We start from the raw sequence: 26,587 nt of genomic DNA on the forward strand, positions 1-26,587 counted from the left end.
GCGGAAAGGACGGTATCAGGATGGTGCCACTTCAGGATGAAGGACTCAGGGACTGCTTAGGATGAGTGAAGGGATGTTTCAGGAAGAAACAAAGGACACCTCCAGGATGGAGATTGAGAGCCAGTTCAGGATGATTGGTGGGTTAGGATAACTTCAGGATTGGCACTGGGATGGTGTAGGACAACGCGACGGATTGCTGGTTAGGATAACCGCACGGAAAAGTTTTCAAGGATTGAGCAGGGAGCATCACTTTTAGCTGGATTGCTATGAAACGAATAGAGGGGTACTGGTAAAACAGTACCCCTTTTTTTATCCACATTTTGCTCAATCTACTCCAGTCGTCTAGGGTGTGAGTTTGGGCATCTTGTTCTTCAATGGTATGCTTGGCCGCCGTTGAACCAGCTCGGTGAATAGTTATTTTTTGGTTGAGAGCATAATCATGAATACAGAAAATCAGGTGCGCCAGAGCCTACAGAATATTGAGTTTGCCATGCGGGCCATTGATCTTTGGCAAACAGTTCCACCACAAGCCGAGGCTTTTGAAAGTAATGAGCCTTTTAGCATTGATACTATGGATGCTGAGCAGTGGTTACAATGGGTACTTATCCCTCGGATGTATGCATTGTTGGAATCGAAAGGGCCACTCCCCACTCGTTTTGCTATTACACCCTACTTTGAAGAAGCGCTGACTGGCGAGGATCGCCCGGATTGCACCTTGCTGCTGGTAGAATTACAGCGTCTCGATGACCTGCTGAATAAAGAAAATCACTAATGCTGGAAATACTCTATCAAGACGAACATATAGTTGCGGTAAATAAACCAGCCGGCTGGTTAGTTCACCGCAGTTGGCTGGATAGCAATGAAACCGTATTTGTCATGCAAACAGTACGTGATCAAATTGGCCAGCATGTTTATACCGTTCATCGCCTGGACCGCCCGACATCGGGTGTACTGCTGATGGCACTGTCCAGCGATGTGGCTCGTGCCCTTTCGTTGCAATTTGAACAGCATCAGATTCAGAAAACCTATCATGCGGTCGTTCGTGGATACGTGCTAGAAGATGGCACTATTGATTATGAGATGACTGAAGAGTTAGACAAGATTGCGGATAAATTTGCTCGCCCCGATAAAGCACCACAGCCTTCAGTTACCCATTATCAGGCCTTGGCTCAAGTGGAAGTGCCTATTGCTATTGGGCGCTATGACACTTCGCGCTTTAGTTTAATGGAGTTAAAACCAGAAACGGGCCGCAAACACCAACTTCGTCGACATATGGCGCATATTCGCCATCCGATCATCGGTGACAGTGCCCACGGCGATCTGCGTCAGAATCGTGGAGTTGCAGAACATTTTGATTGCTCGCGGCTCATGCTTCATGCCAGTCATTTGCATCTGAATCATCCTGTGACCGGAGAGTCGCTCAGTTTGACTGCGCGTTGGGATGAATCCTGGCAACAGCTGATGTCACATTTTGGTTGGCTGGGTATTGTCCCTCATCTTGAAAGGGTTGAGTTTGCAGCAACGGCCAGTCAGGATAGTGCGTGATTTTTCTCGTTAAAAGGACAACTTTTTATGGCTCAGGTCGGGATTTTTGTCGGCACTGTGTACGGTAACTCACTCTTAGTTGCAGAAGAAGCCGAGAGCATACTGAAAGAACAAGGGCATGAGGTCAAAGTGTTCGATGAGGGCACTTTAGAGGCCTGGCAGTATTATCGTCAACATTATGCACTGGTGGTGACCTCGACAACCGGGCAGGGTGATTTCCCAGATAGCATTGCTTCGCTCTTCATCGCCGTGCGTGATCAGGTTGGATTCCAACCAGAATTGCGCTATGGCATCATTGCGTTGGGTGACAGCAGTTATGATAATTTCTGCGGAGCCGGTCGTGCATTTGATGAGTTATTACAAGAGCAGGGTGCGACGAGGATTGGCGAAAGGCTAGAGATTGATGCTATTGAACATCCGGAACCTGAGGTTGTTTCAGCTTCGTGGGTGGAGCAGTGGGGCCGTCTACTTCAATAATTATTTATTTCAATAACTGTTTATTTCAATAATTATACCCACCATGCTTTAACTCGAACTATTTAGGGTATTAATCCTTAACTCATGAAGTTGCAGGTGAGAGCGATGTTTATTCACCTGCAACACCAATGACTTTAGTGATACAACCTATTTAGCGACCGCTGGTCAGTTTTTCCAGGTCAGCTTCAATTTCAGCAATTTTATTGGTCACTACACTCTCTAAATGACGCAAGTCATCCAGAATCTTACGTTTCAAATCAACTTCAACTTGATCGCGTTTGCACAGTTGATCAAGTTCATCAATGACATAGCGTAGATTTGGGTTGATTTCATTGATTTCTTTGTAGCCATGACCCGCATTATCAGCAACCACAGTTTTGCGTTGGCGTGGGTATTTGAACTTCACACTCTTAGCAAAAAACTCACCTTTATCTTTGCGGAAGTAAATTTTCAGAATGTCGTTATTGGCCTCCTGACGCAGGCTATAGCGATCGACATCTTCTGGTTGTGTGATTCCTAAGCTTTTCAGATTGTCATACATAGCGCCACCCTTATAGGTATATATTCCACAGTTTATGATTATGACGGTAATTTTCGCCAAAAAATGTGATTAACTCACAAGGCAAAAAAATAGCGGGGGATTAGCCCGCTATCTTCAATCTTAGTCGATGGTGCGTAATAACTCATTGATACCGACTTTTCCACGGGTTTTCGCATCCACTTTCTTCACGATAACCGCGCAGTACAGGCTGTAGCTACCATCTTTTGATGGCAGATTACCTGAAACGACGACAGAGCCTGCGGGAACGCGACCATAATGGATTTCGCCGGTTTCACGATCATAAATACGGGTGCTTTGACCGATAAATACGCCCATGGAAATAACCGAGCCTTCTTCAACGATAACCCCTTCGACCACTTCTGAACGTGCGCCGACAAAGCAGTTGTCTTCGATAATAGTCGGGTTAGCTTGCAGTGGCTCCAACACGCCACCAATGCCAACACCGCCAGACAAGTGAACATTCTTACCGATTTGTGCGCAAGAACCCACTGTTGCCCATGTGTCGACCATGGTGCCTTCATCAACAAAGGCACCGATATTAACGTAGGAAGGCATTAGTACAGTATTGCGCGCAATGAATGCGCCCTTACGCACGGTTGCTGGTGGTACGACACGGAAACCTTCGCGTTGGAAACGGGCTTCATCATAGCCAGCAAACTTCATTGGGACTTTATCGTAGTAACGCGTTTCTGCACCTTCCATGACTTGATTGTCATTGATACGGAAAGATAGCAGCACGGCTTTTTTCAGCCACTGATGGGTAACCCACTGACCGTCAATCTTTTCTGCCACCCGCAGAGCACCGGTATCCAGTAAATCAATTACATGGTTAATCGCTTCGCGCGTGACGGTATCAACATTCGCCGGAGTGATATCTGCACGGCGTTCGAAAGCGGTTTCAATAACGTTCTGTAGTTGCTGCATCCTGTTCTTTCCTGATGTTATACCCTTCGTACTTGAAGCCATTGCAGTGTGAGCAATAACGTCAATGATCTTGGGGGTCGATTGTAAGTAAATTAATGACTAAAAAGTTATTTGTATCACAGTTTATCGTTTGGATTGAGGGTATCTGTCAACCGTTGTGCTAATTCACGACGCGTTTCAATGCTTAAGGCACGGCGATCCTTATCAGCTAACACAAATAAATCCTCAACACGCTCGCCGATTGTGGTGATACGCGCACTATGCAGTGATAACCCTAAATCAGCGAAAATGTCACCGACGCGTGCCAGTAAGCCTGGCTGGTCTAGAGCAATAAGCTCCAGATAAGTTCGGCGTTCGTTATGTGTTGGTAAGAAATTGGTTTCAGTCGGTACACTGAAATGGCGTAATTTGGGCGATAAGCGTCTTACCCGTGGGTGTTGATAGTTTTGTCGAGTCATCGCTTGCTGCAAGGCATGGATGATAATAGGGTGCCTATCTTGCGCTAATGGACTGCCATCAGGTTCCAATACAATGAAGGTATCCATCGCCATGCCATCTCGGTTGGTAAAAATCTGTGCGTCATGAACACTCAGGTTGCGGCGATCCAACTCACCCACCACAGCGGCAAACAACGACGGGCGATCAGGGCACCAGATAAAGATTTCGGTCCCACCACGAGTAGCCTGGCGGCTGACCAATACCAATGGTTTTGTCGAGTCATGTTCCAGTAGATGGCGAGCATGCCAGGCCAATTGATTGGGTGAATGACGCAGGAAATAATCCGCCCGACAGCGGCTCCAGATATGGTGCAGCGCTTCTTCATCAATATTATCCATGCGCAGCAGTGCCAACGCCTGAAGCCGATGATGGCGGACGCGTTCGCGTAAATCAGGGCTGTTTTGCATACCGCGACGCAGCTGTTTCTCTGTAGCGAAATAGAGCTCGCGCAGCAGGCTTTGTTTCCAGCTATTCCACAGGTTTTCATTGGTGGCACAAATATCAGCTACTGTTAGGCTGACTAAATAGCGCAAGCGGGTTTCACTTTGTACTTCTGCTGAAAATTGCTGTATCACCGCCGGGTCTTGAATATCACGACGTTGAGCGGTTACTGACATCAATAAATGGCAACGGACTAGCCAGGCAACAAGCTGGGCCTCACGTGAGTTCAGCCCATGCTGTTCGGCAAATTCCAGTACATCGTGCGCGCCCAATATTGAATGGTCACCCCCTCGTCCTTTGGCTATATCGTGGAATAGCGCCGCGAGCAGCAATAGTTCAGGTTGAGGTAAGCGCGGATAAAGTTCGACACAAAGAGGGTGGCGTGGGCGGGTGCTTTCATCAGCGAAACTTTCGAGTTTAAGTAACACACGGATTGTGTGCTCATCGACGGTATAAGCATGAAACAGGTCAAACTGCATCTGCCCGACAATACTGCCCCACTGTGGCATATAAGCCCACAGTACACTGTGGCGATGCATAGGTAGCAGCGCTCGGGAAACGGCACCCGGATGGCGTAAAATGGCCATAAACAGTTTGCGTGCTTCAGGGATATTACATAATGGCTGCTTCAGGTGACGACGGGCATGGCGTAAACGGCGCACAGTGGTGGAGTAAATACCTTTAATATCCTGATTGCGCACCATGAGATAAAACATGCGCATAATGGCTTCAGGTTTCTCAACAAACAGATTTTCATCACGCAAATCGATTAAATCGCCACGTAATTGAAATTCATCATCCAGCGGCCGCGGTTTCTCATTGGCATCCAGCGCCAATATGGCTTCATCAAATAGCTGTAACAGCATGTTGTTCAGCTCACTGACCCGGCGAGTCATGCGATAAAAATCTTTCATCATGCGTTCGACCGGCTCATTCCCTTCACCCTGATATTGCAAAAGTTGGGCAACACTCAGTTGGCGGTCAAACAGCAGGCGGTTATCGTAGCGGGTCAGTACCAAATGCAAGGCAAAGCGGATGCGCCACAAAAAACTTTGGCTTTCAATCAGTTCGTTGCGCTCGGCTTTAGTGAGAAAACCAAAATCAACCATCTCACTCAACGACGTCGCACCAAAATGGCGACGGGCAACCCACTGAAGAGTATGAATATCCCTTAATCCGCCGGGGCTGCTTTTAATATCCGGTTCCAGATTATAACTGGTGCCGTGATAACGTTTATGCCGCTCTTGTTGCTCCACTACTTTGGCATGGAAAAATTTTGGCGAGGGCCAGAAATTGTCGCTGAAAATGTGTTTTTGCATCTGTAGGAATAGAGCAACATCGCCACAAATGAGGCGCGATTCAATCATATTGGTAGCAACGGTGAGGTCAGCCAAGCCTTCCAGCAAACACTCTTCCAGAGTGCGCACACTGTGGCCGACTTCCAGTTTCAGATCCCAGAGTAAGGTGATCAACTGGCCGACGCGCTGTGCATGCTCGTCATTGAGGCGCTGTTTGGACAGAATCAGCACATCAATATCTGATAGCGGGTGCAGCTCGCCACGGCCGTAGCCACCGACGGCGACCAGCGCGGTTTCTGGCACGTCATCGAAGCCATAGAATGTCCACAGTCGGCCTAACAGGCGATCAATGTAATCACTGCGCGCAGCAATTAATGTCTCCGCGCTGATTCCGCCATTGAATGCATCAGCCAACCAGGACTGGAAAGTTTCCAATCGCTGCTTGAGTTCTGGACAATTAAGCTCGCTATCAAGATAGGTTGCCGGTGATGCGGGCTGCTCAGGAATGACCTTCGTTACCGCGGGTGGTACAGAGTGCTCGGTGTGATTGTCAGACATATGTTTACCTGGTAAAAGACGCAGCCCATAAAAAAGCCGGCGGCTGCCGGCTTATCATTATTACTCGTGCGTTATGATGTTGGGGATGGTGTCATCCTTGCGCAACGTCATTATTTCGCAGCCGTTATCAGTTACCACAATAGTATGCTCATACTGTGCCGACAAGCTGCGATCTTTAGTTTTTACTGTCCAACCGTCTTTCATGGTACGAATCCGGTAATCGCCAGCATTGACCATAGGTTCAATGGTAAAGGCCATGCCCGTTTGCAGCACGACACCACCATCATCAGCATCATAGTGCAGAACCTGTGGCTCCTCATGGAAACCTTCACCAATGCCGTGACCACAATATTCACGTACTACTGAGAAGTTTTCTGCTTCTACAAACTTCTGGATCTCTTTGCCCAAAGTGCGCAGACGGATACCCGGCTTAACCATTTTGATGGCCAGATACAGGCTCTCTTGTGTCACACGGCACAAGCGCTCACCAAGAATGGTTGGCTTACCGACAATAAACATTTTTGATGTGTCGCCATGAAAACCATCTTTAATCACGGTAACGTCGATATTGACGATATCGCCATCTTTCAGGACTTTTTCGTCACTTGGAATCCCGTGGCAAATGACTTCATTTACTGAAATACAAACTGATTTTGGAAAGCCGTGATAGCCGAGACAAGCTGAAATGGCTTGCTGGTGATTGGTGATATGGTCGTGACAAATACGATCAAGTTCACCGGTGGTGACGCCTGGTTTTACGTGAGGCTCAATGATTTCCAGCACTTCAGCAGCCAAGCGGCCAGCAACGCGCATTTTTTGAATATCTTCAGGTGTTTTGATTGAGATTGCCATGCAAAAGTGTCCGTAGGGGCTATAAATGACCAGCCGCCGTTAGTAAATAGATATGAATAAGCAGGTGAATATCGATTAATAAAAAATCTGTTGCTAATGGTACCAGCCCAGCAATTTGCTGCCAAACTTTCGTTTGCAGTGACGACATTAAATACAACAAAAGTTGGTGTGTTGTGGCTGTTTATGGTATAAAGCGCGCCGGCGAACCGCACTCTCTTCCCGGACATGTTCTGGCTAGAAGGCGTTGTTTAGTCGAGTAATACCAATCGCACTCATATGTGTAAATAACACACACGTGTCGACACATACGCCGGGGTGCCCTAAAGTTTTTGATTATCATCAATCGCTTATGGGGTCGGCGTTATGGGACACGTGGAGGCATAACCCCAACTGATACTATAGAGGTTTTAATCATGGCAACTGTTTCCATGCGCGACATGCTCCAGGCCGGTGTTCACTTCGGTCACCAGACCCGTTACTGGAACCCGAAAATGAAGCCTTTCATCTTCGGCGCACGTAACAAAGTTCACATCATCAACCTGGAAAAGACCGTACCATTGTTCAACGAAGCTCTGGCTGAATTGAAAAAGATCTCTTCCCGTAAAGGTAAGATCTTGTTCGTTGGTACTAAACGCGCAGCAAGCGAAGCGGTAAAAGAAGCTGCCAACAACTGCGACCAGTTCTTCGTGAACCATCGCTGGTTGGGCGGGATGCTGACTAACTGGAAAACTGTTCGTCAGTCCATCAAACGTTTGAAAGATTTGGAAATCCAGTCTCAAGACGGCACCTTTGATAAGCTGACCAAAAAAGAAGCGCTGATGCGTACTCGTGAACTGAACAAGCTGGAAAACAGCCTGGGCGGTATCAAAGACATGGGCGGCTTACCAGACGCACTGTTCGTTGTTGATGCTGATCACGAACACATCGCTATCAAAGAAGCTAACAACCTGGGTATCCCGGTATTCTCTATCGTTGATACTAACTCCGATCCAGATGGCGTTGACTTCATCATCCCAGGTAACGATGACGCAATCCGTGCAGTTAAACTGTACCTGAATGCTGTTGCTGATGCCGTCAAGGAAGGTCGTTCTCAAGATCTGGCCGTTCAAGCGGAAGAAAGCTTCGTAGAAGCTGAATAATAAGTCAGGCTCGTCGTGAGCCCTTATTAACCAGGTATTGAAATATGTTGGTTAGGGGGCCTTTTATAGGCCCCCTTTGCGTATCTAATGTGAGATCTTGTTTTCACAAGAGAACCGAGGAAATTGAAATGGTTGCTATTACCGCTGCTTTGGTAAAAGAACTGCGTGAGCGTACTGCCGCAGGCATGATGGAATGTAAAAAGGCGTTGGTTGAAGCTAACGGCGACATCGAGCTTGCCATCGACAATATGCGTAAATCTGGTCAGGCTAAAGCTGCCAAGAAAGCAGGCCGTATCGCTGCTGAAGGTATCATCCTGGCTAAAGTATCAGCCGACGGTAAATTCGGTGTGATTCTGGAACTGAACTGCGAAACTGACTTCGTTGCTAAAGATGCTGGCTTCAAAGCATTCGGCGAAGAAGTTATCAACGCAGCTCTGGCTGACAAAATCACTGATATCGACGTTCTGAAAGCTAAGTTTGAAGAACAACGCGCTAACCTGGTTGCTAAAATCGGTGAGAACATCAACATTCGTCGTGTTGCTGCTCTGGAAGGCGATGTTCTGGGTACTTACCTGCACGGCGCACGTATCGGTGTTATGGTTGCGGCAACTGGCGCTGATGAAGAGCTGGTTAAGCACATTGCTATGCACATTGCTGCAAGCAAGCCTGAATACGTTAAGCCAGAAGATGTTCCTGCTGAAGTTGTTGCTCGCGAGCACCAAATCCAGTTGGACATCGCTATCGAATCCGGCAAGCCACGTGAAATTGCTGAGAAGATGGTTGAAGGTCGTATGCGTAAGTTCACCGGCGAAGTTTCTCTGACTGGTCAGAACTTCGTTATGGACCCAAGCAAAACTGTTGGCGATCTGTTGAAAGAGAACAACGCTGACGTTGTAAACTTCATCCGCTTTGAAGTGGGCGAAGGCATTGAGAAAGTTGAGACTGACTTTGCTGCTGAAGTTGCAGCAATGAGCAAACAGTCTTAATGCTAAAAATGGAGCCGCCACCAGGCGGTTCCATTTTATCCATTCGATACCCGTTATACTTCAAGCTACAGGTGCGTTGACTGCCGCCGTTCACCTTGGTCACTTACTGATGTAAGCGTCTAGGAATTCGCTCAGTTATTGTCTCTCTGCCGCTCGAATTATCCAGGGTATAAACTTGGCAGGTCAGTTTTCAACGCCCAAAGTTGCTTTGAAACCCTGACGGTCAAGTCTCCAATATTATTACTGCTGCTTAGGACAGAACACCATGGCAACCAATGCAAAACCCGTATATCAGCGTATCCTGCTTAAGCTTAGTGGCGAAGCCCTGCAAGGTGCAGAAGGTTTTGGTATCGACGCAAGCGTTTTGGATCGCATGGCTCAAGAAGTGAAAGAGCTGGTCGAATTGGGCATTCAGGTCGGTGTGGTGATTGGTGGTGGTAACTTGTTCCGCGGTGCCGGTTTGGCACAAGCTGGGATGAACCGCGTAGTGGGCGACCACATGGGAATGCTGGCTACCGTAATGAACGGCCTGGCAATGCGAGATGCACTGCACCGTGCCTATGTGAACGCCCGCCTGATGTCTGCTATTCCACTTAATGGTGTGTGTGATAATTACAGCTGGGCTGAAGCAATCAGCCTGCTGCGCCACAACCGTGTGGTTATTTTTGCTGCGGGTACGGGTAACCCATTCTTCACTACAGATTCAGCGGCTTGTCTGCGTGGTATCGAAATTGAAGCTGATGTTGTGTTGAAAGCAACAAAAGTCGATGGGGTTTACTCCGCAGATCCGGTGAAAAATCCTGACGCAACACTGTACGAGCAGTTAACCTATCAGGACGTTTTAGAGCGTGAGTTGAAAGTTATGGATCTGGCAGCCTTTACTTTGGCCCGTGACCACAACTTACCAATTCGTGTCTTTAATATGAATAAACCTGGCGCTTTACGTCGCGTGGTGATGGGTGAGAATGAAGGGACGCTGATCACTAAAGAAGTGGTAGCGGTAACTAAATAAGCGACTTCCCGTACTGTCAGGGGCATCTGGATTGAACGTTTGCCCCTCTAGCCAGCAACTGTTGGTTTGTATATTCACCGGCTATACTTAAGTTATGGCCTGACAAGTAACCAGTTTTCAAGGGTTCACAACGTGATTAACGAAATTAGAAAAGATACCGAAGTACGCATGGAGAAATGCTTAGAAGTCTTCCAGAATCATATTAGTAAGATTCGTACTGGTCGCGCTTCTCCGAGCATTCTTGATGGCATTCAGGTTGAGTATTATGGCACCGCTACGCCATTGCGCCAGTTGGCTAACATCGTTGTTGAAGACTCCCGTACTCTGGCGTTGACCGTCTTTGACCGCAGCCTGAGCGCCGCTGTTGAGAAAGCGATTATGACCTCTGATTTAGGTCTGAATCCTTCTTCTGCGGGCACTGTTATTCGTGTTCCACTGCCAGCATTGACTGAAGAACGTCGTAAGGACTTGATTAAAGTTGTACGCGCAGAAGCAGAACAGGGCCGTGTCTCTATCCGTAACGTGCGTCGCGATGCAAACGAAAAAGTGAAAGCTTTGTTGAAAGATAAAGAGATCAGTGAAGATGAAGATCGTCGTTCTCAAGACGATATACAAAAGCTGACTGATGCTTTCATCAAGAAAGTTGATGCAGCATTGGCGGCCAAAGAAACCGAGTTGATGGATTTCTAATCTTCACCGACAACAACATAGCGTCGCTTAGGCGGCGCTTTGTTTTTAGATGGCCCAATGTTTTATTGAATTGATACTTCATTCAATCAATATGTCATTAAAACAAAATGTTATCGGCAGTAAAACGCCATAAGTTGGGTTTGGGGATAATCGTTATACTGCCTGCTATGCAGGTTGGTGAATGCCTCGCCTATCATAAAAACAGTTATTCAGAGCACTCTCATGAAGCAACTGACTATTCTTGGTTCTACAGGCTCCATCGGCAACAGCACTCTGGGTGTTGTGCGCGCTAATCCCGAATTATTCAAAATCACCGCGTTGGTTGCTGGTCGCAATGTCCACCAGATGGCGCAACAATGTCTCGAATTTTCCCCCCGTTATGCAGCTATGTCCGATGAAACCTCGGCTAAAGCGTTACGCCTGTTATTGGCTGAAAATGGTGCACGAACTGAGGTTTATTCCGGCGAGAAAGCGGCATGTGAACTGGCGGCGATAGACGATGTCGATCAGGTGATGGCTGCTATTGTTGGCGTCGCAGGGTTGCCTTCCACGCTGGCAGCTATCCGTGCAGGTAAACAAGTATTACTGGCTAACAAAGAGTCGCTGATTACCTGCGGCAAGCTTTTTATGGATGAAGTGAAGTACAGTCGTGCGCAATTGCTGCCCATCGACAGCGAACATAATGCTATTTTTCAGAGTTTACCTGAAAAGGTTCAGTCTCAATTAGGCTATTCTTCACTGAGTGATAATGGTGTTTCCCGCATTATCTTAACAGGCTCTGGTGGCCCACTGCGCGAAACGCCATTAGCGCAATTCGCAGATGTCACTCCAGACCAGGCTTGCGCGCATCCAAACTGGTCTATGGGGCGTAAGATTTCGGTCGACTCTGCGACAATGATGAACAAAGGGCTAGAGTATATCGAGGCGCGCTGGTTATTTAACGCTAGCGCGGAACAGGTGGAGGTTATTTTACATCCTCAATCTGTCATTCATTCGATGGTGCGTTACCATGATGGCAGTGTATTGGCACAGATGGGTACCCCAGATATGCGGACACCTATTGCGCATGCGATGGCGTACCCAATGCGCGTGAATTCAGGCGTTGCGCCGCTGGATTTCTGCAAAATACGCGAGCTGACTTTTGCTGAGCCGGATTATCAACGTTATCCCTGCCTGAAGCTGGCTATCGATGCTTCTAATGCAGGCCAGGCCGCAACCACAGCACTGAATGCCGCCAATGAAATTTCTGTCATGGCATTTTTAGATTCGAGAATTCGTTTCACCGACATTGCAGTCATTAATCGTATTGTAGTGGAGCAGTTATCATTACCAGAGCCAGCCAGTGTAGATGAGGTATTGGTGATTGACCGTAAAGCCCGTGATGCAGCCGTTCAAGCAATAGCAAAATTGAATAATTAAAAGCCTCGTAGGCTGATGTGGGAATTTGTTAGGGCAAGGCTGAGATGATATAGTCTGCACCGTCAATGGACAGATAGACTGTTGATTAGTGGCCCAATAGGTATTTAAACCGTCTATTTTGGCTGTCACTTGAGAAGCCGTGACTTGGTACACGGCTTTTTTTGTGCGCTTGCTGCCTAATGTTCGGGACGAACAACTGATTTATTGAGGAAATGAGTTCGCATTATGTCGTCTGTAAATGAAGATAGGGCTAACTTGTCACCCCTGACTCCACGCCATGTTGCTATCATCATGGATGGTAATGGGCGTTGGGCTAAAAAACAGGGTAAATTAAGGGTCTTCGGTCATAAAGCGGGAGTGAAATCAGTTCGTCGGGCGGTCAGTTTTGCTGCCACTCATCAGTTAGATGCGCTCACGCTTTATGCTTTTAGCAGTGAAAACTGGAATCGCCCTGCACAAGAAGTCACCGCACTGATGGAACTTTTTGTTCGCGCGCTGGACAGCGAAGTAAAAAGTCTGCATAAACATAATGTTCGTTTATCGGTCATTGGTGATATCAGTCGATTTAGTGAACGTTTGCAGCAACGGATCCGTCGCTCAGAAGAGTTAACGGCAAATAATGACGGTCTGAAACTTAACATTGCTGCCAATTATGGTGGCCGTTGGGATATTATTCAGGGAGTGCGTCACTTAGCTGAGCAGGTACAGCGAGGAGAATTGCAACCTAAAGATATCTGTGAAGAGTCGCTAAACTCATATATCTGCCTACATGAACAATCTGAGGTAGATCTAGTGATCAGAACCGGTGGTGAACATCGCATCAGTAATTTCTTGTTATGGCAAATCGCCTATGCTGAACTTTACTTTACTGATGTACTCTGGCCTGATTTTGATGAACATGTCTTTGAAGGTGCGCTGAATGCATTTGCACAACGCGAGCGTCGCTTCGGGGGAACTACACCTATCGATGCCACTGCATCCTAGGGGGAACTTTTGCTGAAGTATCGTCTCATAACTGCTTTGATTTTGATTCCGGTTGTCATTGGTGCACTATTCCTGCTTCCGCCGGTTGGTTTTGCTATTGTCACTCTTGTCGTCTGTATGCTTGCGGCATGGGAGTGGGGGCAATTAGCCGGGTTTGCCAGTCGTTCTCAGCGTATTTGGTTAGCCATACTTTGTGGCTTTTTACTGATATCAATGCTGCTTAGCCTACCAGCGTACCAGCATTCAGCTCATCTTCCACAGGTGAGTGTGCCTCTCTGGCTCTCTATGGGGTGGTGGATTGCAGCATTACTGTTGGTACTGACCTATCCACGTTCTGCAACGGTCTGGCGCGACTCACGTCTGTTACGTATAATTTTCGGCATTCTGACCATTGTCCCATTCTTCTGGGGTATGGTTGCCCTGCGCCAGTATGGCTATGAACAGGATCACAATATCGGCGCCTGGTGGCTGCTGTATGTGATGCTCTTGGTGTGGGGAGCCGATTCTGGCGCTTACATGTTTGGTAAATTATTCGGTAAACATAAATTAGCGCCTAAAGTCTCACCGGGTAAAACGTGGGAAGGATTAATTGGCGGTTTACTGACATCAGCTCTGATATCATGGTTATTTGGTCGATATGCTCCGTTGGATATCATCCCAGAAATACTGTTAATCTGTTCCGTGGTTGCGGCATTGGCCTCGGTACTCGGCGATTTGACCGAAAGTATGTTTAAACGTGAAGCGGGAATCAAAGACAGTGGTCATTTGATTCCTGGTCATGGTGGGATACTGGATCGTATCGATAGCCTGACCGCAGCTGTGCCGGTGTTTGCCTGCTTAATGCTGTTAGTGTTTTAATCCGTCACTGACGGGGAGTTTAGGGAATATGATGAGCATACTCTGGAGCCTGGCCGCGTTTATTGTCGCACTGGGGATCTTAATTACAGTGCATGAGTTCGGCCACTTTTGGGTGGCACGGCGCTGTGGTGTCCGTGTTGAACGCTTTTCGATTGGTTTTGGTAAAGCGCTATGGCGTCGGACTGATCGTCAGGGAACCGAGTATGTTATCGCCCTTATCCCGTTGGGCGGCTATGTTAAAATGTTGGATGAGCGCGTAGAGGCGGTTGCGCCTGAATTTCGCCATCAATCTTTTAACAATAAAACAGTCTTACAACGTGCTGCAATTGTCAGTGCAGGTCCTATTGCCAATTTCCTTTTTGCTATTATTGCCTACTGGCTGGTGTTTATCATTGGTGTCCCAAGCGTGCGTCCGGTTGTGGGTGATATTTCGCCACAATCCATTGCTGCGCAAGCCAATATTTCTCCGGGAATGGAACTTAAGTCTGTTGATGGTATCGAAACGCCTGACTGGGATTCTGTTCGTTTGGCTTTAGTCAGCAAAATTGGTGACAAGCAAACGCAAGTCGGTGTTGCTCCATTTGGCTCTGCTAATGTGGTGCAAAAGACACTTGATTTGCGTCAGTGGCAATTTGAGCCTGATAAACAAGATCCTGTGGTTGCACTAGGCATTATCCCACGCGGCCCGCAAATTGAATCCGTCTTGGCAGAAGTCCAGCCAGGGTCAGCGGCAGAAAAGGCGGGTTTACAAGCAGGGGATAGGGTAGTTAAAGTTAACGGGCAGTTGCTGGATCGTTGGCAAACATTTGTTTTACGAGTTCGAGATAACCCCGGTAAAGCGCTGGTGTTAGATATTGAAAGGGGCGGTACCCCCTTGTCTTTAACCTTGATACCAGATACAAAATCGGTTGGAGAAAACCGCAGTGAAGGTTTTGCGGGTGTAGTGCCGAAAGTTATACCGCTTCCGGATGAATATAAAACAATTCGCCAATATGGCCCGTTCACTGCACTCTACCAAGCTGGGGATAAAACCTGGCAGTTGATGCGGCTGACGGTAAACATGTTGGGTAAACTGATTACTGGTGATGTTAAGCTGAATAACTTGAGTGGCCCGATATCTATTGCACAAGGTGCTGGGGTTTCAGCTGAGTATGGGTTGGTGTATTACCTGATGTTTTTGGCACTGATCAGTGTCAACTTAGGGATTATCAATTTGTTCCCGTTACCGGTGTTAGATGGTGGACATCTGCTCTTCCTGGCGATAGAAAAGCTGAAGGGTGGGCCGGTTTCTGAGCGAGTACAAGACTTCAGTTATCGCATCGGCTCGATTTTGCTGGTGTTATTAATGGGGCTTGCACTTTTCAATGATTTCTCCCGTCTTTAACGGCAGGGGATAGGTTAGGAAGAACGCATAACAACGATGGCGATGAAAAAGTTGCTCATAGCGTCGCTGCTGTTTGGCAGCGCCACCGTATACGGTGCAGACGGGTTCGTAGTGAAAGATATTCATTTCGAAGGCCTGCAACGGGTCGCCGTCGGTGCGGCGTTACTTAATATGCCGGTTCGCGTAGGCGATACCGTCAGTGATGATGACATCGGTCAAACTATCCGTGCGTTGTTTGCTACAGGCAACTTCGAGGACGTTCGCGTCCTGCGCGATGGTGATACGCTGATTGTTCAAGTCAAAGAACGCCCAACGATTGCCAGCATCACTTTCTCCGGTAATAAAGCGGTGAAAGATGACATGCTTAAGCAGAACCTGGAAGCCTCTGGCGTCCGGGTTGGTGAAGCCTTGGACCGTACCACTATATCTAACATTGAAAAAGGACTCGAAGACTTCTACTACAGTGTGGGTAAATACAGTGCTTCAGTGAAGGCTGTCGTTACGCCATTGCCACGTAATCGTGTCGATCTAAAACTGGTCTTTACCGAAGGTGTGTCTGCGAAAATTCAGCAGATCAACATTGTAGGTAACCACAGTTTCACAACGGATGAACTTATCTCACGTTTCCAATTGCGTGATGAAGTGCCGTGGTGGAACGTGGTTGGTGATCGTAAATATCAGAAGCAGAAACTAGCGGGTGACCTTGAAACTTTACGCAGTTTCTATCTGGATCGTGGTTATGCTCGATTTAACATTGATTCAACCCAGGTGAGTTTGACGCCAGATAAAAAAGGTATCTACATCACTATCAATATTACTGAAGGCGACCAATACAAGCTTAACAGCGTGGTTGTGAGTGGTAATCTTGCGGGCCATCAATCTGAAGCGGATAAACTGACCAAGATTGAGCCAGGTGAACTGTTTAACGGCAGTAAAGTTACGCGCATGGAAGAAGACATCAAGAAGATGTTAGGCCGCTATGGCTATGCTTATCCGCGTGTCGTATCTCAGCCTGAAATTAATGATGCTGATAAAACTGTCAAACTGCATATCAATGTAGATGCGGGCAACCGTTTCTATGTCCGTAATGTCCGTTTCGAAGGTAATGACACCAGTAAAGACTCCGTATTGCGCCGTGAAATGCGTCAAATGGAAGGTGCATGGCTGGGTAATGACCAAGTTGAAGCCGGTAAAGAACGTCTGAACCGTTTAGGCTATTTCGAGACTGTCGATGTTGAAACTCAACGTGTCCCGGGAACGGCTGATCAGGTCGATGTGACTTACAAAGTTAAGGAACGAAACACCGGTAGTTTGAACTTTGGTATCGGTTACGGTACTGAAAGTGGTGTGAGCTTCCAGGTTGGTGTGCAGCAGGATAACTGGCTGGGTACGGGTAACACTGTCGGTATTAACGGCACGAAAAACGACTACCAGACCTATGCTGAGTTTACCTTAACTGACCCATACTTCACCGTTGATGGTGTCAGTCTGGGTGGGCGTATCTTCTATAATGACTTTAAAGCAGATAACGCAGACCTGTCCGGCTATACCAATAGCAGCTACGGTGTTGACGGTACTTTAGGCTTCCCAATCAATGAAAATAACTCATTGCGTGTTGGCTTAGGTTACGTCCATAACGATCTGTCTGATATGGAGCCGCAAGTCGCAATGTGGCGCTATCTCGAATCTGTCGGCGAACGCCCAGGCTATACAGGTACAACTGGCTTTACTACTGATGATTTTACGCTGAACCTGGGTTGGACATACAACAACCTTGACCGTGGTTTCTTCCCAACGTCGGGGGTGAAATCATCGGTGAATACCAAAGTGACTGTACCTGGCTCAGATAATGAGTTCTACAAAGTGACATTCGATACATCAGCCTATCAGCCATTAGATGAAGATCGTTCGTGGGTGCTGTTGGGCCGTGGTCGCTTGGGTTACGGTGGCGGCATTGGCTCGAAAGAAATGCCATTCTACGAGAACTTCTATGCCGGGGGTGCCAGCTCTGTTCGTGGCTTCCGCTCTAATAACATTGGTCCAAAAGCTGCATACTATAATGCTGATGGAACCATCAGAGACTCTACCGATGCGGTAGGGGGGAACGCGATGGCGGTGGCCAGTTTAGAGTTGATTACACCGACACCGTTCATTAGTGAGAAATACGCTAACTCTGTACGCACCTCAGTCTTCATTGACTCAGGTACCGTATGGGATACCAATTGGGAAAATACTGCTCAAACACGAGCTGCAGGTATTCCTGATTACAGTAAAGCCAGCAATATTCGTGTCTCTGCCGGTGTGGCGCTACAATGGATGTCTCCATTGGGGCCTCTAGTATTCTCATATGCTAAACCGGTTAAAGATTACGAAGGCGACAAGTCAGAACAATTCCAGTTTAACATTGGTAAAACGTGGTAATTGATTAGCTAAGTAACACTGAATTTTAAAGACAGCACTGGTAGTTGGAATCACCTAAAGTAGCGTCGGCTTAGGCTGGCGCTCTCTTTGGTGTTATTCAGTATTAAGTGCACTTCAAGGTGTCTCTGACACAAACAGGTAATGGTAAGGAGTTTATAGTGAAAAAGTGGTTGTGTGCCGCAGGTCTTGGTTTAGCATTGGCAGCTTCTGCCAGCGTTCAAGCCGCAGACAAAATTGCTATTGTTAACGTTTCCAGCATTTTCCAACAATTACCTGCGCGTGAAACCGTAGCTAAACAGCTGGAGAATGAATTCAAAGGCCGAGCAACCGAACTGCAAGGAATGGAGCGCGATCTGCAGACTAAAATGCAGAAACTGCAACGTGACGGTTCTACCATGAAAGCCAGTGATCGTACCAAACTGGAAAACGACGTAATGAAACAGCGTGAAACTTTCTCTACTAAAGCCCAGGCTTTTGAGCAAGATAATCGCCGTCGTCAGATGGAAGAGCGTAATAAAATCCTGAGCCGTATTCAGGATGCTGTTAAATCTGTTGCTAGCAAAGGCGGTTATGACGTGGTGATTGATGCAAATGCTGTTGCATATGCAGACCCTTCTAAAGATATCACTGCCGACGTGCTGAAACAGGTTAAATAAAACATGCCTTCAATTCGACTGGCTGATTTAGCCCAGCAGTTGGATGCACAGGTGCACGGTGATGGCGATCTCGTCATCACCGGCATCGCTTCTATGCATTCTGCCGAGCCATCGCAAATCACGTTTTTGTCAAACAGCCGTTATCAGGAACAACTCGCAACTTGCAATGCAGGTGCTGTGGTGTTGACTGAGGCTGACTTACCCTTCTGTAAATCTGCGGCCCTGGTGGTTAAAAACCCTTATCTAACCTATGCACGCATGGCTCAGATAATGGATACCACACCTCAACCTGCGCAGGATATTGCTCCTAGTGCGGTTATTTCTCCACAGGCAACGCTGGGTGAGAATATTTCTATCGGTGCAAATGCAGTGATAGAGTCCGGTGTAGTGCTGGGTGATAACGTGGTTATCGGTGCGGGCTGTTTTATTGGTAAGAATACTCACATTGGTGCTGGTAGCCGTTTGTGGGCCAATGTTTCCGTTTATCATGAAGTTGTAATCGGGCAAAACTGTTTGATTCAATCCGGTACGGTCATTGGTGCAGATGGTTTTGGCTATGCAAATGATCGTGGCAACTGGATAAAAATACCACAGCTCGGTTCTGTACATATTGGCGATCGGGTTGAGATTGGCGCCTGTACAACGATTGACCGTGGTGCACTGGATAATACGATTATTGGCAATGGCGTCATCATTGATAACCAATGTCAGATTGCACATAACGTTGTGATTGGCGACAATACCGCAGTTGCGGGTGGTGTTATCATGGCGGGTAGCCTCAAAGTTGGGCGCTATTGCATGATTGGCGGCGCAAGTGTGATCAATGGTCATATGGAGATCTGTGACAAAGTCACAATCACCGGAATGGGAATGGTGATGCGTCCAATCACTGAACCTGGGTTATACTCCTCCGGTATTCCGCTACAACCCAATAAAGTTTGGCGTAAAACCGCTGCTTTGGTGATGAATATTGATGGAATTAATAAACGCTTAAAAGCTATTGAGCGCAAAATCGATAAAGAATAATCACTTAAGCCCGAAACTCTGAGCAAATAATCAAACTTATTGGCATTGATGCCAAAAGTAAGTGTAAAGAGTTCCTAATTTGCGGCCTGCCTAATGCCTCCCTTTGGGGGCAGTGCAGGCCGTGTTGTTGATAGCATCAGTTTTTTAGACAGGAAGAGTATTTTGACTACTGACACTCATACTCTGCACATTGAAGAGATTTTGGATCTACTGCCGCACCGTTTTCCGTTTTTGCTGGTAGATCGCGTCCTTGATTTTGAGGAAGGCAAATTTCTGCGTGCGGTGAAGAACGTCTCTTTCAACGAGCCATTTTTCCAAGGCCATTTCCCAGGTAAGCCAATCTTCCCTGGTGTGCTGATATTAGAAGCGATGGCTCAGGCTACCGGGATTTTGGCGTTTAAGAGCCGCGGTAAACTTGAACCAGGTGAGCTTTATTATTTTGCTGGTATCGATGAAGCCCGCTTTAAACGTCCAGTAGTGCCTGGCGATCAAATGATCATGGAAGTTGAGTTTGTTAAAGAACGCCGTGGTCTGACCCGTTTTACTGGTGTTGCGAAAGTTGATGGTGAAATTGTTTGTACGGCAACCATGATGTGTGCTCGTAGCAAACCAGCAACAGCTGTAGTTACAAAGTCTGAAGCTACAAAGTCTGAAGTTGCAAAGCCTGACGTTAAGGAGTCCTGATACGTGATTGACAAAACCGCCGTTATCCATCCAAGTTCTATCGTCGAAGAAGGTGCAGTTATTGGCGCTGGTGTCCATATTGGCCCCTTCTGCTTTGTCGGATCCCAGGTGGAAATCGGCGCTGGCACGGAACTGAAATCCCATGTCGTCGTTAATGGAATAACAAAAATCGGCTGTGATAATCAGATTTATCAATTTGCTTCCATTGGTGAAGCAAATCAGGATCTGAAGTATGCAGGCGAGCCTACTCGTGTTGAGATCGGTGACCGTAACCGTATCCGCGAAAGTGTTTCTATCCACCGTGGCACTGTGCAAGGTGGTGGATTAACGAAAGTAGGCAGCGATAATTTACTGATGATCAATGCCCACATAGCCCATGACTGCATCATTGGCGATCGTTGCATTCTTGCGAATAATGCAACATTGGGTGGTCATGTAGAAATCGACGATTTTGCCATTATTGGTGGAATGACTGCTATCCATCAATTCTGCGTGATTGGTGCGCATGTGATGGTGGGCGGTTGTTCTGGTGTTGCTCAAGATGTGCCTCCTTTTGTCATCGCTCAGGGTAACCATGCGACACCATTCGGTATCAATATCGAAGGGTTGAAGCGTCGTGGTTTCGACAAAGAATCACTCCATGCTATCCGCAATGCCTACAAATTATTGTATCGCAGCGGCCGGACGCTGGATGAAGTGAAGCCCGAAATTGCTGAATTGGCAGAGCAACATCCGGCAGTTCAAGCATTCATTGATTTCTTTGCTCGTTCGACTCGCGGCATTATTCGCTGACTTATGCAAAATACCCCATTATCTGTTGATCGACCGTCAAGCAGTGTGCGTCCTTTAACTATAGGTTTAGTCGCCGGCGAAACATCTGGCGATATCTTAGGTGCTGGATTGATTCGTGCATTGAAAGCTCAGGTTCCTGATGCCCGCTTTGTTGGTGTGGCTGGGCCTCTGATGCAAGCTGAAGGATGCGAAGCTTGGTTTGAGATGGAAGAATTGGCAGTGATGGGTGTAGTTGAAGTATTAGAGCGGCTACCAAGACTACTAAAAATCCGAAAAGAGCTGACTCAGCGTTTTAGTGAGCTCTCGCCGGATGTTTTTGTCGGTATTGACGCCCCTGATTTCAATATTACCCTTGAAGGGCGCTTGAAACAGCGTGGCATACGTACCGTTCATTATGTCAGCCCATCTGTGTGGGCCTGGCGGCAAAAACGTGTTTTCAAAATTGGCAAAGCCACCGATATGGTGCTCGCTTTCCTTCCTTTTGAAAAAGCGTTTTACGATCGTTTCAATGTTCCCTGCCGTTTCATCGGCCATACCATGGCTGATGCCATGCCGCTAACACCTGATAAAAACGCGGCAAAAGCAGAACTTGGTATTGCAGCAAATACTCCTTGTTTGGCCTTATTGCCGGGTAGCCGCCATTCTGAAGTAGAAATGCTCAGTGGTGATTTTCTGCGCACTGCTGCCATTCTGCGGCAACAAATACCTAATCTGGAAGTGTTGGTTCCTCTGGTGAACAGCAAGCGGCGTGAGCAGTTTGAGCGAATTAAAGCCGAAACTGCACCTGACCTGGCAGTGCACTTACTTGACGGCAATGCTCGTCTGGCAATGATTGCTGCTGATGCGACATTGCTGGCTTCCGGTACTGCCGCACTAGAATGTATGTTGGCCAAGTGCCCTATGGTTGTCGGTTATCGCATGAAGCCTTTGACGTTCTGGCTGGCTGAGCGGCTGGTCAAGACCCCTTATGTCTCGTTGCCTAATCTGTTGGCTGGCGAAGAGCTGGTTACAGAGTTGTTGCAACAAGAGTGCCAACCGCAAAAGTTAGCCGATGCGCTGCTGCCGTTACTACAAGGTGGTTCAGCGGTTGAGGCCTTGAAAGAGCGTTTCCTGATTTTACATCAGAGCATTCGCTGTGGTGCAGATGAACAGGCAGCACAGGCTGTATTGGAGCTAGCTGGGCGATGACTGATATTTTTATTTACCCGCAGGCAAATCTGATTGCGGGTGTGGATGAAGTGGGTCGCGGCCCTTTAGTGGGAGCAGTTGTCACTGCTGCGGTCATTCTCGATCCTAAACGGCCAATAGTGGGCTTAGCCGACTCGAAAAAGCTGAGTGAAAAGCGCCGTTTATCACTTTATGACGAAATTACAGACAAGGCCTTATCATGGAGCCTTGGGCGCGCTGAGCCTGAAGAGATTGACCAGCTTAATATATTGCACGCCACTATGCTGGCAATGCAAAGAGCAGTCGCAGGGCTGCATATTACGCCCGATTATGTCTTGATTGACGGTAACCGTTGCCCGAAACTGGCTATGCCATCATTGGCTGTGGTGAAAGGTGATAGTCGAGTGGCTGAGATAAGCGCCGCTTCAATTCTGGCTAAAGTCACGCGCGATCGTGAAATGACTGAGCTGGATCTCCAATTCCCTGAATATGGTTTCGCACAGCACAAAGGCTATCCAACCGCTGTCCATTTAGAAAAGTTGACAACTTTTGGGGCAACAGAGCATCACCGGCGGAGTTTTGGCCCGGTTAAACGTGTGCTGGGTTTAGTGTAAACGGCTGTTTGCACTCATAAACAAAGCAACATTCATAACGTATGGATATAATTCCTTAGCAATGAGTTGCTGGGGATGTGATTCAATCCACTAATTTCTGGTGTCTGGATATGGCCGAACCTCGTTTTGTCCACCTGCGTGTTCACAGCGATTACTCCATGATCGATGGATTAGCCAAGATTGGACCCTTGGTGAAGAGAGCTGCTGCATTAGGCATGCCCGCTCTGGCCATTACCGATTTTACCAACCTGTGCGGCTTGGTAAAATTCTACGGTAGCGCGCATAGTGCTGGAGTCAAACCCATCATCGGCGCAGACTTCTATGTGCAAAGTGAAATCTTAGGTGATGAATTAGCTCACCTTACTGTGCTGGCACGCAACAATGAAGGTTACCAAAATCTTACTTTACTGATATCTGAAGCTTATCAACGCGGCTATGGCGCAGCTGGTCCTATTATTGACCGTGACTGGCTGATTAAGCATAAAGAAGGTCTGATTCTGCTGTCCGGTGGTCGGATGGGGGATGTGGGTAAGTTTATTCTGCGGGGTAATCATGCTCAGGTTGATCAGTGCCTTGAGTTTTATCAAGAGCATTTCCCTGACAGTTACTATCTGGAATTAATCCGTACTGGTCGCCCGGATGAAGAAAACTACCTTCATGCCGCTGTGGCATTAGCAACCGAACGTGGCTTGCCCGTAGTAGCGACCAATGATGTGCGTTTTATCGATGAATCAGATTTTGATGCCCACGAGATTCGCGTGGCTATCCACGACGGCTTTACTCTGGTTGATCCTAAGCGACCTAAAAACTATAGCCCGCAGCAGTTTATGCGCGACGAAGAGCAGATGTGTGAGCTGTTCGCGGATATTCCTGAGGCGCTGATTAACAGTGTTGAAATCGCTAAACGTTGTAATGTGACGATCCGGCTTGGGGAATATTTTTTACCCCAGTTCCCAACGGGTGATATGAGCACAGAGGACTTCCTGGTTGAAAAGTCTAAACAAGGTTTAGAAGAACGACTGGAGTTCTTGTTCCCTGATCCTGAAGTTCGGGCACAAAAACGCCCCGCATATGATGAACGTCTGGAAATCGAACTAAAAGTTATTAACCAGATGGGCTTCCCCGGCTACTTCTTGATAGTAATGGAATTTATCCAGTGGTCAAAAGATAACGGAGTACCGGTAGGCCCTGGACGTGGTTCTGGTGCCGGTTCTCTGGTTGCTTACGCGCTGAAGATTACCGATCTTGATCCACTGGAATTTGACCTACTGTTCGAACGTTTCTTAAACCCAGAACGTGTATCAATGCCTGACTTCGACGTCGACTTCTGCATGGAGAAGCGCGATCTGGTGATTGAGCACGTTGCGGATATGTATGGCCGGGATGCTGTTTCTCAGATAATTACCTTTGGTACTATGGCAGCCAAAGCGGTGATCCGCGATGTGGGCCGTGTGCTGGGCCATCCTTATGGTTTTGTCGATCGTATCTCCAAACTGGTCCCGCCTGATCCGGGCATGACGTTGGAGAAAGCTTTCGCAGCGGAACCGCAACTGCCTGAAATCTATGAGGCAGATGAAGAAGTTAGAGCGCTGATTGATATGGCGCGAAAATTGGAAGGGGTAACGCGTAACGCCGGTAAGCATGCCGGTGGGGTGGTTATCGCACCAACAAAAATTACCGATTTCGCCCCACTATACTGTGATGCGGAAGGGAATAACCCGGTTACACAGTTCGATAAGAATGATGTGGAATATGCCGGATTGGTGAAGTTTGACTTCCTTGGTTTGCGAACGCTCACTATCATTAACTGGGCGTTGGAGATGATCAACGCTCGCCGCGCGAAAACCGGATTAGAGCCGATTGATATTGCGTCTATTCCTCTGGATGATAAAAAAAGCTTCGATATGCTGCAACGTTCTGAAACGACAGCAGTATTCCAGCTAGAATCCAGAGGTATGAAGGATCTTATCAAGCGTCTAAAACCTGACTGCTTCGAAGATATGATCGCACTGGTGGCATTATTCCGCCCTGGTCCGTTGCAATCAGGGATGGTTGATAACTTTATTGACCGTAAACACGGCCGTGAAGCGATATCCTATCCTGATATTGAATGGCAGCATGAATCTCTAAAACCGGTGCTTGAGCCGACCTACGGCATCATCTTGTACCAAGAACAGGTTATGCAGATTGCGCAGGTTCTGTCTGGTTACTCACTCGGCGGTGCAGATATGTTGCGGCGTGCGATGGGTAAGAAAAACCCGGCAGAGATGGCGAAACAGCGCTCTGTGTTTGAAGATGGAGCCAAAAGCCAGGGTGTTGACGGCGAGCTGGCAATTAAAATCTTTGACCTGGTAGAGAAATTTGCCGGCTACGGGTTTAACAAGTCACACTCAGCAGCTTATGCATTGGTTTCCTATCAAACGCTATGGCTGAAAGCTCATTACCCAGCTGAATTTATGGCTGCGGTAATGACGGCCGATATGGATAACACTGATAAAGTAGTTGGTCTGGTTGATGAGTGCTGGCGGATGGGGCTGAAAATTCTGCCTCCGGATATCAACAGCGGCCTATATCATTTCCATGTAAATGATGAGGGCGAAATTGTTTATGGTATCGGTGCAATCAAAGGTGTTGGCGAGGGGCCTATCGAGGCCATGTTGGAAGCCCGTAAAGAGGGGGGCTATTTCAAAGAGTTATTTGATTTATGTGCCAGAGTTGACACTAAAAAACTCAATCGTCGAATTTTAGAAAAGCTTATTATGTCAGGTGCCTTTGACCGTTTGGGGCCACACCGGGCTGCATTAATGAGCTCGCTGGGTGAGGCATTAAAGGCAGCAGACCAACATGCCAAGGCAGAAGCTATTGGTCAGGTTGATATGTTTGGTGTATTGGCAGATGCACCAGAGCAGGTTGAGCAATCTTATGCTAATGTGCCGCCGTGGCAAGAGCAGATTGTTTTAGACGGTGAGCGGGAAACTCTGGGGTTATACCTGACCGGCCATCCGATTACCCAGTATCTGAAGGAAATAGAACGTTATGCCGGCGGGCTGCGTTTGAAAGATATGCATCCGACGGATCGGGGCAAAATGACCATGGCTGCGGGGCTGGTTATCGCAGCCAGAGTTATGGTGACAAAACGCGGAAATCGTATTGGCATTTGTACTTTGGATGACCGTTCCGGGCGTCTTGAGGTCATGCTATTCACCGATGCGTTGGAAAAATATCAGCATTTGTTGGAAAAAGACCGTATCCTGATAGCCACCGGACAGGTCAGCTTTGATGACTTTAGTGGTGGACTTAAAATGACCGCCCGTGAGTTAATGGACATCAGTGAAGCTCGTGAAAAATATGCCCGTGGGCTTGCTATATCGCTGACCGACAGGCAAATTGATGACCAGCTTTTGAACCGTCTCCGTCAGTCGTTGGAACCCCATCGAGCGGGGACGATCCCAGTGCATCTTTATTACCAACGGGAAGATGCTCGCGCCCGGCTGCGGTTTGGAGCCACATGGCGCGTGACGCCCACCGATCGCTTATTGATAGATTTGCGAACGCTGGTAGGTAATGAGCAGGTGGAACTGGAATTTGACTAAAATAGGA

The 26,587-nt window shown here is 47.6% G+C and carries 23 protein-coding genes; 19 read left to right on the forward strand and 4 right to left on the reverse strand.

All coding sequences use genetic code 11. The features are described from left to right. The first annotated feature begins 439 nt into the window (after window positions 1-439). From QSV56_RS20630 to QSV56_RS20640, 3 genes are read left to right on the forward strand one after another with little or no spacing between them, the layout of a single operon-like run. On the forward strand, window positions 440-772 hold the full coding sequence (locus tag QSV56_RS20630; protein ID WP_019078909.1) for a YqcC family protein: 333 nt from the start codon (window positions 440-442) through the stop codon (window positions 770-772). Further along, window positions 772-1,545, forward strand: a complete 774-nt coding sequence (gene truC / locus QSV56_RS20635) for a tRNA pseudouridine(65) synthase TruC (protein ID WP_005164062.1) — start codon at window positions 772-774, stop codon at window positions 1,543-1,545. The genes QSV56_RS20630 and truC overlap by 1 nt, the downstream gene beginning before the upstream one ends. 27 nt (window positions 1,546-1,572) lie before the next feature. Further along, window positions 1,573-2,022, forward strand: coding sequence for a flavodoxin (locus tag QSV56_RS20640; RefSeq protein ID WP_005164060.1), 450 nt, complete (start codon window positions 1,573-1,575; stop codon window positions 2,020-2,022). Between the two features lie 151 nt (window positions 2,023-2,173). Here QSV56_RS20640 and QSV56_RS20645 read toward each other — a convergent pair whose 3' ends face one another. The 4 genes from QSV56_RS20645 to map form a co-directional block, all read right to left on the reverse strand. Beyond that, window positions 2,174-2,563, reverse strand: coding sequence for a DUF3461 family protein (locus QSV56_RS20645; protein WP_005164058.1), 390 nt, complete (start codon window positions 2,561-2,563; stop codon window positions 2,174-2,176). A gap of 120 nt (window positions 2,564-2,683) precedes the next feature. Further along, window positions 2,684-3,508, reverse strand: coding sequence for a 2,3,4,5-tetrahydropyridine-2,6-dicarboxylate N-succinyltransferase (dapD, locus tag QSV56_RS20650; RefSeq protein WP_004391708.1), 825 nt, complete (start codon window positions 3,506-3,508; stop codon window positions 2,684-2,686). A 116-nt stretch (window positions 3,509-3,624) separates the two neighbouring features. Next, a complete protein-coding gene (gene glnD, locus QSV56_RS20655) occupies window positions 3,625-6,303 on the reverse strand; it encodes a bifunctional uridylyltransferase/uridylyl-removing protein GlnD (protein ID WP_050158356.1) in 2,679 nt (892 codons plus the stop codon). Between the two features lie 60 nt (window positions 6,304-6,363). After that, a complete protein-coding gene (gene map, locus QSV56_RS20660) occupies window positions 6,364-7,155 on the reverse strand; it encodes a type I methionyl aminopeptidase (protein ID WP_016266399.1) in 792 nt (263 codons plus the stop codon). A 413-nt stretch (window positions 7,156-7,568) separates the two neighbouring features. On the opposite strand from map, the gene rpsB reads away from it, so the two are divergent. From rpsB to dnaE, 16 genes are all read left to right on the forward strand, one after another. After that, window positions 7,569-8,294: a 30S ribosomal protein S2 gene (rpsB, locus tag QSV56_RS20665; RefSeq protein ID WP_005164055.1), complete on the forward strand. Its 726-nt coding sequence runs from the start codon at window positions 7,569-7,571 to the stop codon at window positions 8,292-8,294. A gap of 128 nt (window positions 8,295-8,422) precedes the next feature. Then, window positions 8,423-9,280 (forward strand): translation elongation factor Ts, encoded by an 858-nt coding sequence (gene tsf, locus QSV56_RS20670; protein WP_005173227.1) that lies wholly within the window; start codon window positions 8,423-8,425, stop codon window positions 9,278-9,280. A gap of 265 nt (window positions 9,281-9,545) precedes the next feature. Then, a complete protein-coding gene (pyrH, locus tag QSV56_RS20675; protein ID WP_019078906.1) occupies window positions 9,546-10,292 on the forward strand; it encodes a UMP kinase in 747 nt (248 codons plus the stop codon). A 132-nt stretch (window positions 10,293-10,424) separates the two neighbouring features. Further along, window positions 10,425-10,982 carry a ribosome recycling factor gene (frr, locus tag QSV56_RS20680; RefSeq protein WP_005164052.1) on the forward strand — a complete coding sequence of 186 codons (558 nt, stop codon included), beginning with the start codon at window positions 10,425-10,427 and terminating at the stop codon, window positions 10,980-10,982. Window positions 10,983-11,204: 222 nt separating this feature from the next. After that, on the forward strand, window positions 11,205-12,401 hold the full coding sequence (ispC, locus tag QSV56_RS20685; RefSeq protein WP_019078905.1) for a 1-deoxy-D-xylulose-5-phosphate reductoisomerase: 1,197 nt from the start codon (window positions 11,205-11,207) through the stop codon (window positions 12,399-12,401). 225 nt (window positions 12,402-12,626) lie between these two features. Next, complete coding sequence (gene ispU, locus QSV56_RS20690; RefSeq protein WP_005173219.1) at window positions 12,627-13,385, forward strand: (2E,6E)-farnesyl-diphosphate-specific ditrans,polycis-undecaprenyl-diphosphate synthase; 759 nt, start codon at window positions 12,627-12,629, stop codon at window positions 13,383-13,385. A 9-nt stretch (window positions 13,386-13,394) separates the two neighbouring features. Beyond that, a complete protein-coding gene (gene cdsA, locus QSV56_RS20695; protein ID WP_019078904.1) occupies window positions 13,395-14,243 on the forward strand; it encodes a phosphatidate cytidylyltransferase in 849 nt (282 codons plus the stop codon). A 28-nt stretch (window positions 14,244-14,271) separates the two neighbouring features. Further along, on the forward strand, window positions 14,272-15,627 hold the full coding sequence (gene rseP, locus QSV56_RS20700; RefSeq protein ID WP_019078903.1) for a sigma E protease regulator RseP: 1,356 nt from the start codon (window positions 14,272-14,274) through the stop codon (window positions 15,625-15,627). 36 nt (window positions 15,628-15,663) lie between these two features. Beyond that, the gene (bamA, locus tag QSV56_RS20705) at window positions 15,664-18,048 is read left to right on the forward strand and encodes an outer membrane protein assembly factor BamA (protein WP_046694630.1); all 2,385 of its coding nucleotides are present in this window, start codon (window positions 15,664-15,666) and stop codon (window positions 18,046-18,048) included. A gap of 158 nt (window positions 18,049-18,206) precedes the next feature. Next, on the forward strand, window positions 18,207-18,704 hold the full coding sequence (gene skp, locus QSV56_RS20710; RefSeq protein WP_011816966.1) for a molecular chaperone Skp: 498 nt from the start codon (window positions 18,207-18,209) through the stop codon (window positions 18,702-18,704). 3 nt (window positions 18,705-18,707) lie between these two features. Beyond that, window positions 18,708-19,730 carry a UDP-3-O-(3-hydroxymyristoyl)glucosamine N-acyltransferase gene (gene lpxD / locus QSV56_RS20715; protein WP_019078901.1) on the forward strand — a complete coding sequence of 341 codons (1,023 nt, stop codon included), beginning with the start codon at window positions 18,708-18,710 and terminating at the stop codon, window positions 19,728-19,730. 162 nt (window positions 19,731-19,892) lie between these two features. Then, window positions 19,893-20,414, forward strand: coding sequence for a 3-hydroxyacyl-ACP dehydratase FabZ (gene fabZ / locus QSV56_RS20720; protein ID WP_026018162.1), 522 nt, complete (start codon window positions 19,893-19,895; stop codon window positions 20,412-20,414). A gap of 3 nt (window positions 20,415-20,417) precedes the next feature. Then, window positions 20,418-21,206: an acyl-ACP--UDP-N-acetylglucosamine O-acyltransferase gene (lpxA, locus tag QSV56_RS20725; RefSeq protein WP_019078900.1), complete on the forward strand. Its 789-nt coding sequence runs from the start codon at window positions 20,418-20,420 to the stop codon at window positions 21,204-21,206. A 3-nt stretch (window positions 21,207-21,209) separates the two neighbouring features. After that, entirely contained in the window at window positions 21,210-22,394 is a 1,185-nt protein-coding gene (gene lpxB, locus QSV56_RS20730) for a lipid-A-disaccharide synthase (RefSeq protein ID WP_019082474.1), read from the forward strand. After that, window positions 22,391-22,987: a ribonuclease HII gene (gene rnhB, locus QSV56_RS20735; protein ID WP_019082475.1), complete on the forward strand. Its 597-nt coding sequence runs from the start codon at window positions 22,391-22,393 to the stop codon at window positions 22,985-22,987. The genes lpxB and rnhB overlap by 4 nt, the downstream gene beginning before the upstream one ends. A gap of 110 nt (window positions 22,988-23,097) precedes the next feature. Continuing rightward, window positions 23,098-26,580, forward strand: a complete 3,483-nt coding sequence (dnaE, locus tag QSV56_RS20740) for a DNA polymerase III subunit alpha (protein WP_026017782.1) — start codon at window positions 23,098-23,100, stop codon at window positions 26,578-26,580. Window positions 26,581-26,587: the final 7 nt, after the last annotated feature.

It is taken from the genome of Yersinia sp. 22-579 (genome assembly GCF_030433455.1).
Taxonomy (GTDB): domain Bacteria; phylum Pseudomonadota; class Gammaproteobacteria; order Enterobacterales; family Enterobacteriaceae; genus Yersinia; species Yersinia enterocolitica.

Coding starts and splice junctions, on each gene's coding strand:
- QSV56_RS20630 (WP_019078909.1), top strand. CDS start 440: ATGAATACAGAAAATCAGGTGCGCCAGAGCCTACAGAATATTGAGTTT.
- truC (WP_005164062.1), top strand. CDS start 772: ATGCTGGAAATACTCTATCAAGACGAACATATAGTTGCGGTAAATAAA.
- QSV56_RS20640 (WP_005164060.1), top strand. CDS start 1,573: ATGGCTCAGGTCGGGATTTTTGTCGGCACTGTGTACGGTAACTCACTC.
- QSV56_RS20645 (WP_005164058.1), bottom strand. CDS start 2,563: ATGTATGACAATCTGAAAAGCTTAGGAATCACACAACCAGAAGATGTC.
- dapD (WP_004391708.1), bottom strand. CDS start 3,508: ATGCAGCAACTACAGAACGTTATTGAAACCGCTTTCGAACGCCGTGCA.
- glnD (WP_050158356.1), bottom strand. CDS start 6,303: ATGTCTGACAATCACACCGAGCACTCTGTACCACCCGCGGTAACGAAG.
- map (WP_016266399.1), bottom strand. CDS start 7,155: ATGGCAATCTCAATCAAAACACCTGAAGATATTCAAAAAATGCGCGTT.
- rpsB (WP_005164055.1), top strand. CDS start 7,569: ATGGCAACTGTTTCCATGCGCGACATGCTCCAGGCCGGTGTTCACTTC.
- tsf (WP_005173227.1), top strand. CDS start 8,423: ATGGTTGCTATTACCGCTGCTTTGGTAAAAGAACTGCGTGAGCGTACT.
- pyrH (WP_019078906.1), top strand. CDS start 9,546: ATGGCAACCAATGCAAAACCCGTATATCAGCGTATCCTGCTTAAGCTT.
- ispC (WP_019078905.1), top strand. CDS start 11,205: ATGAAGCAACTGACTATTCTTGGTTCTACAGGCTCCATCGGCAACAGC.
- ispU (WP_005173219.1), top strand. CDS start 12,627: ATGTCGTCTGTAAATGAAGATAGGGCTAACTTGTCACCCCTGACTCCA.
- rseP (WP_019078903.1), top strand. CDS start 14,272: ATGATGAGCATACTCTGGAGCCTGGCCGCGTTTATTGTCGCACTGGGG.
- bamA (WP_046694630.1), top strand. CDS start 15,664: ATGGCGATGAAAAAGTTGCTCATAGCGTCGCTGCTGTTTGGCAGCGCC.
- lpxD (WP_019078901.1), top strand. CDS start 18,708: ATGCCTTCAATTCGACTGGCTGATTTAGCCCAGCAGTTGGATGCACAG.
- lpxB (WP_019082474.1), top strand. CDS start 21,210: ATGCAAAATACCCCATTATCTGTTGATCGACCGTCAAGCAGTGTGCGT.
- rnhB (WP_019082475.1), top strand. CDS start 22,391: ATGACTGATATTTTTATTTACCCGCAGGCAAATCTGATTGCGGGTGTG.
- dnaE (WP_026017782.1), top strand. CDS start 23,098: ATGGCCGAACCTCGTTTTGTCCACCTGCGTGTTCACAGCGATTACTCC.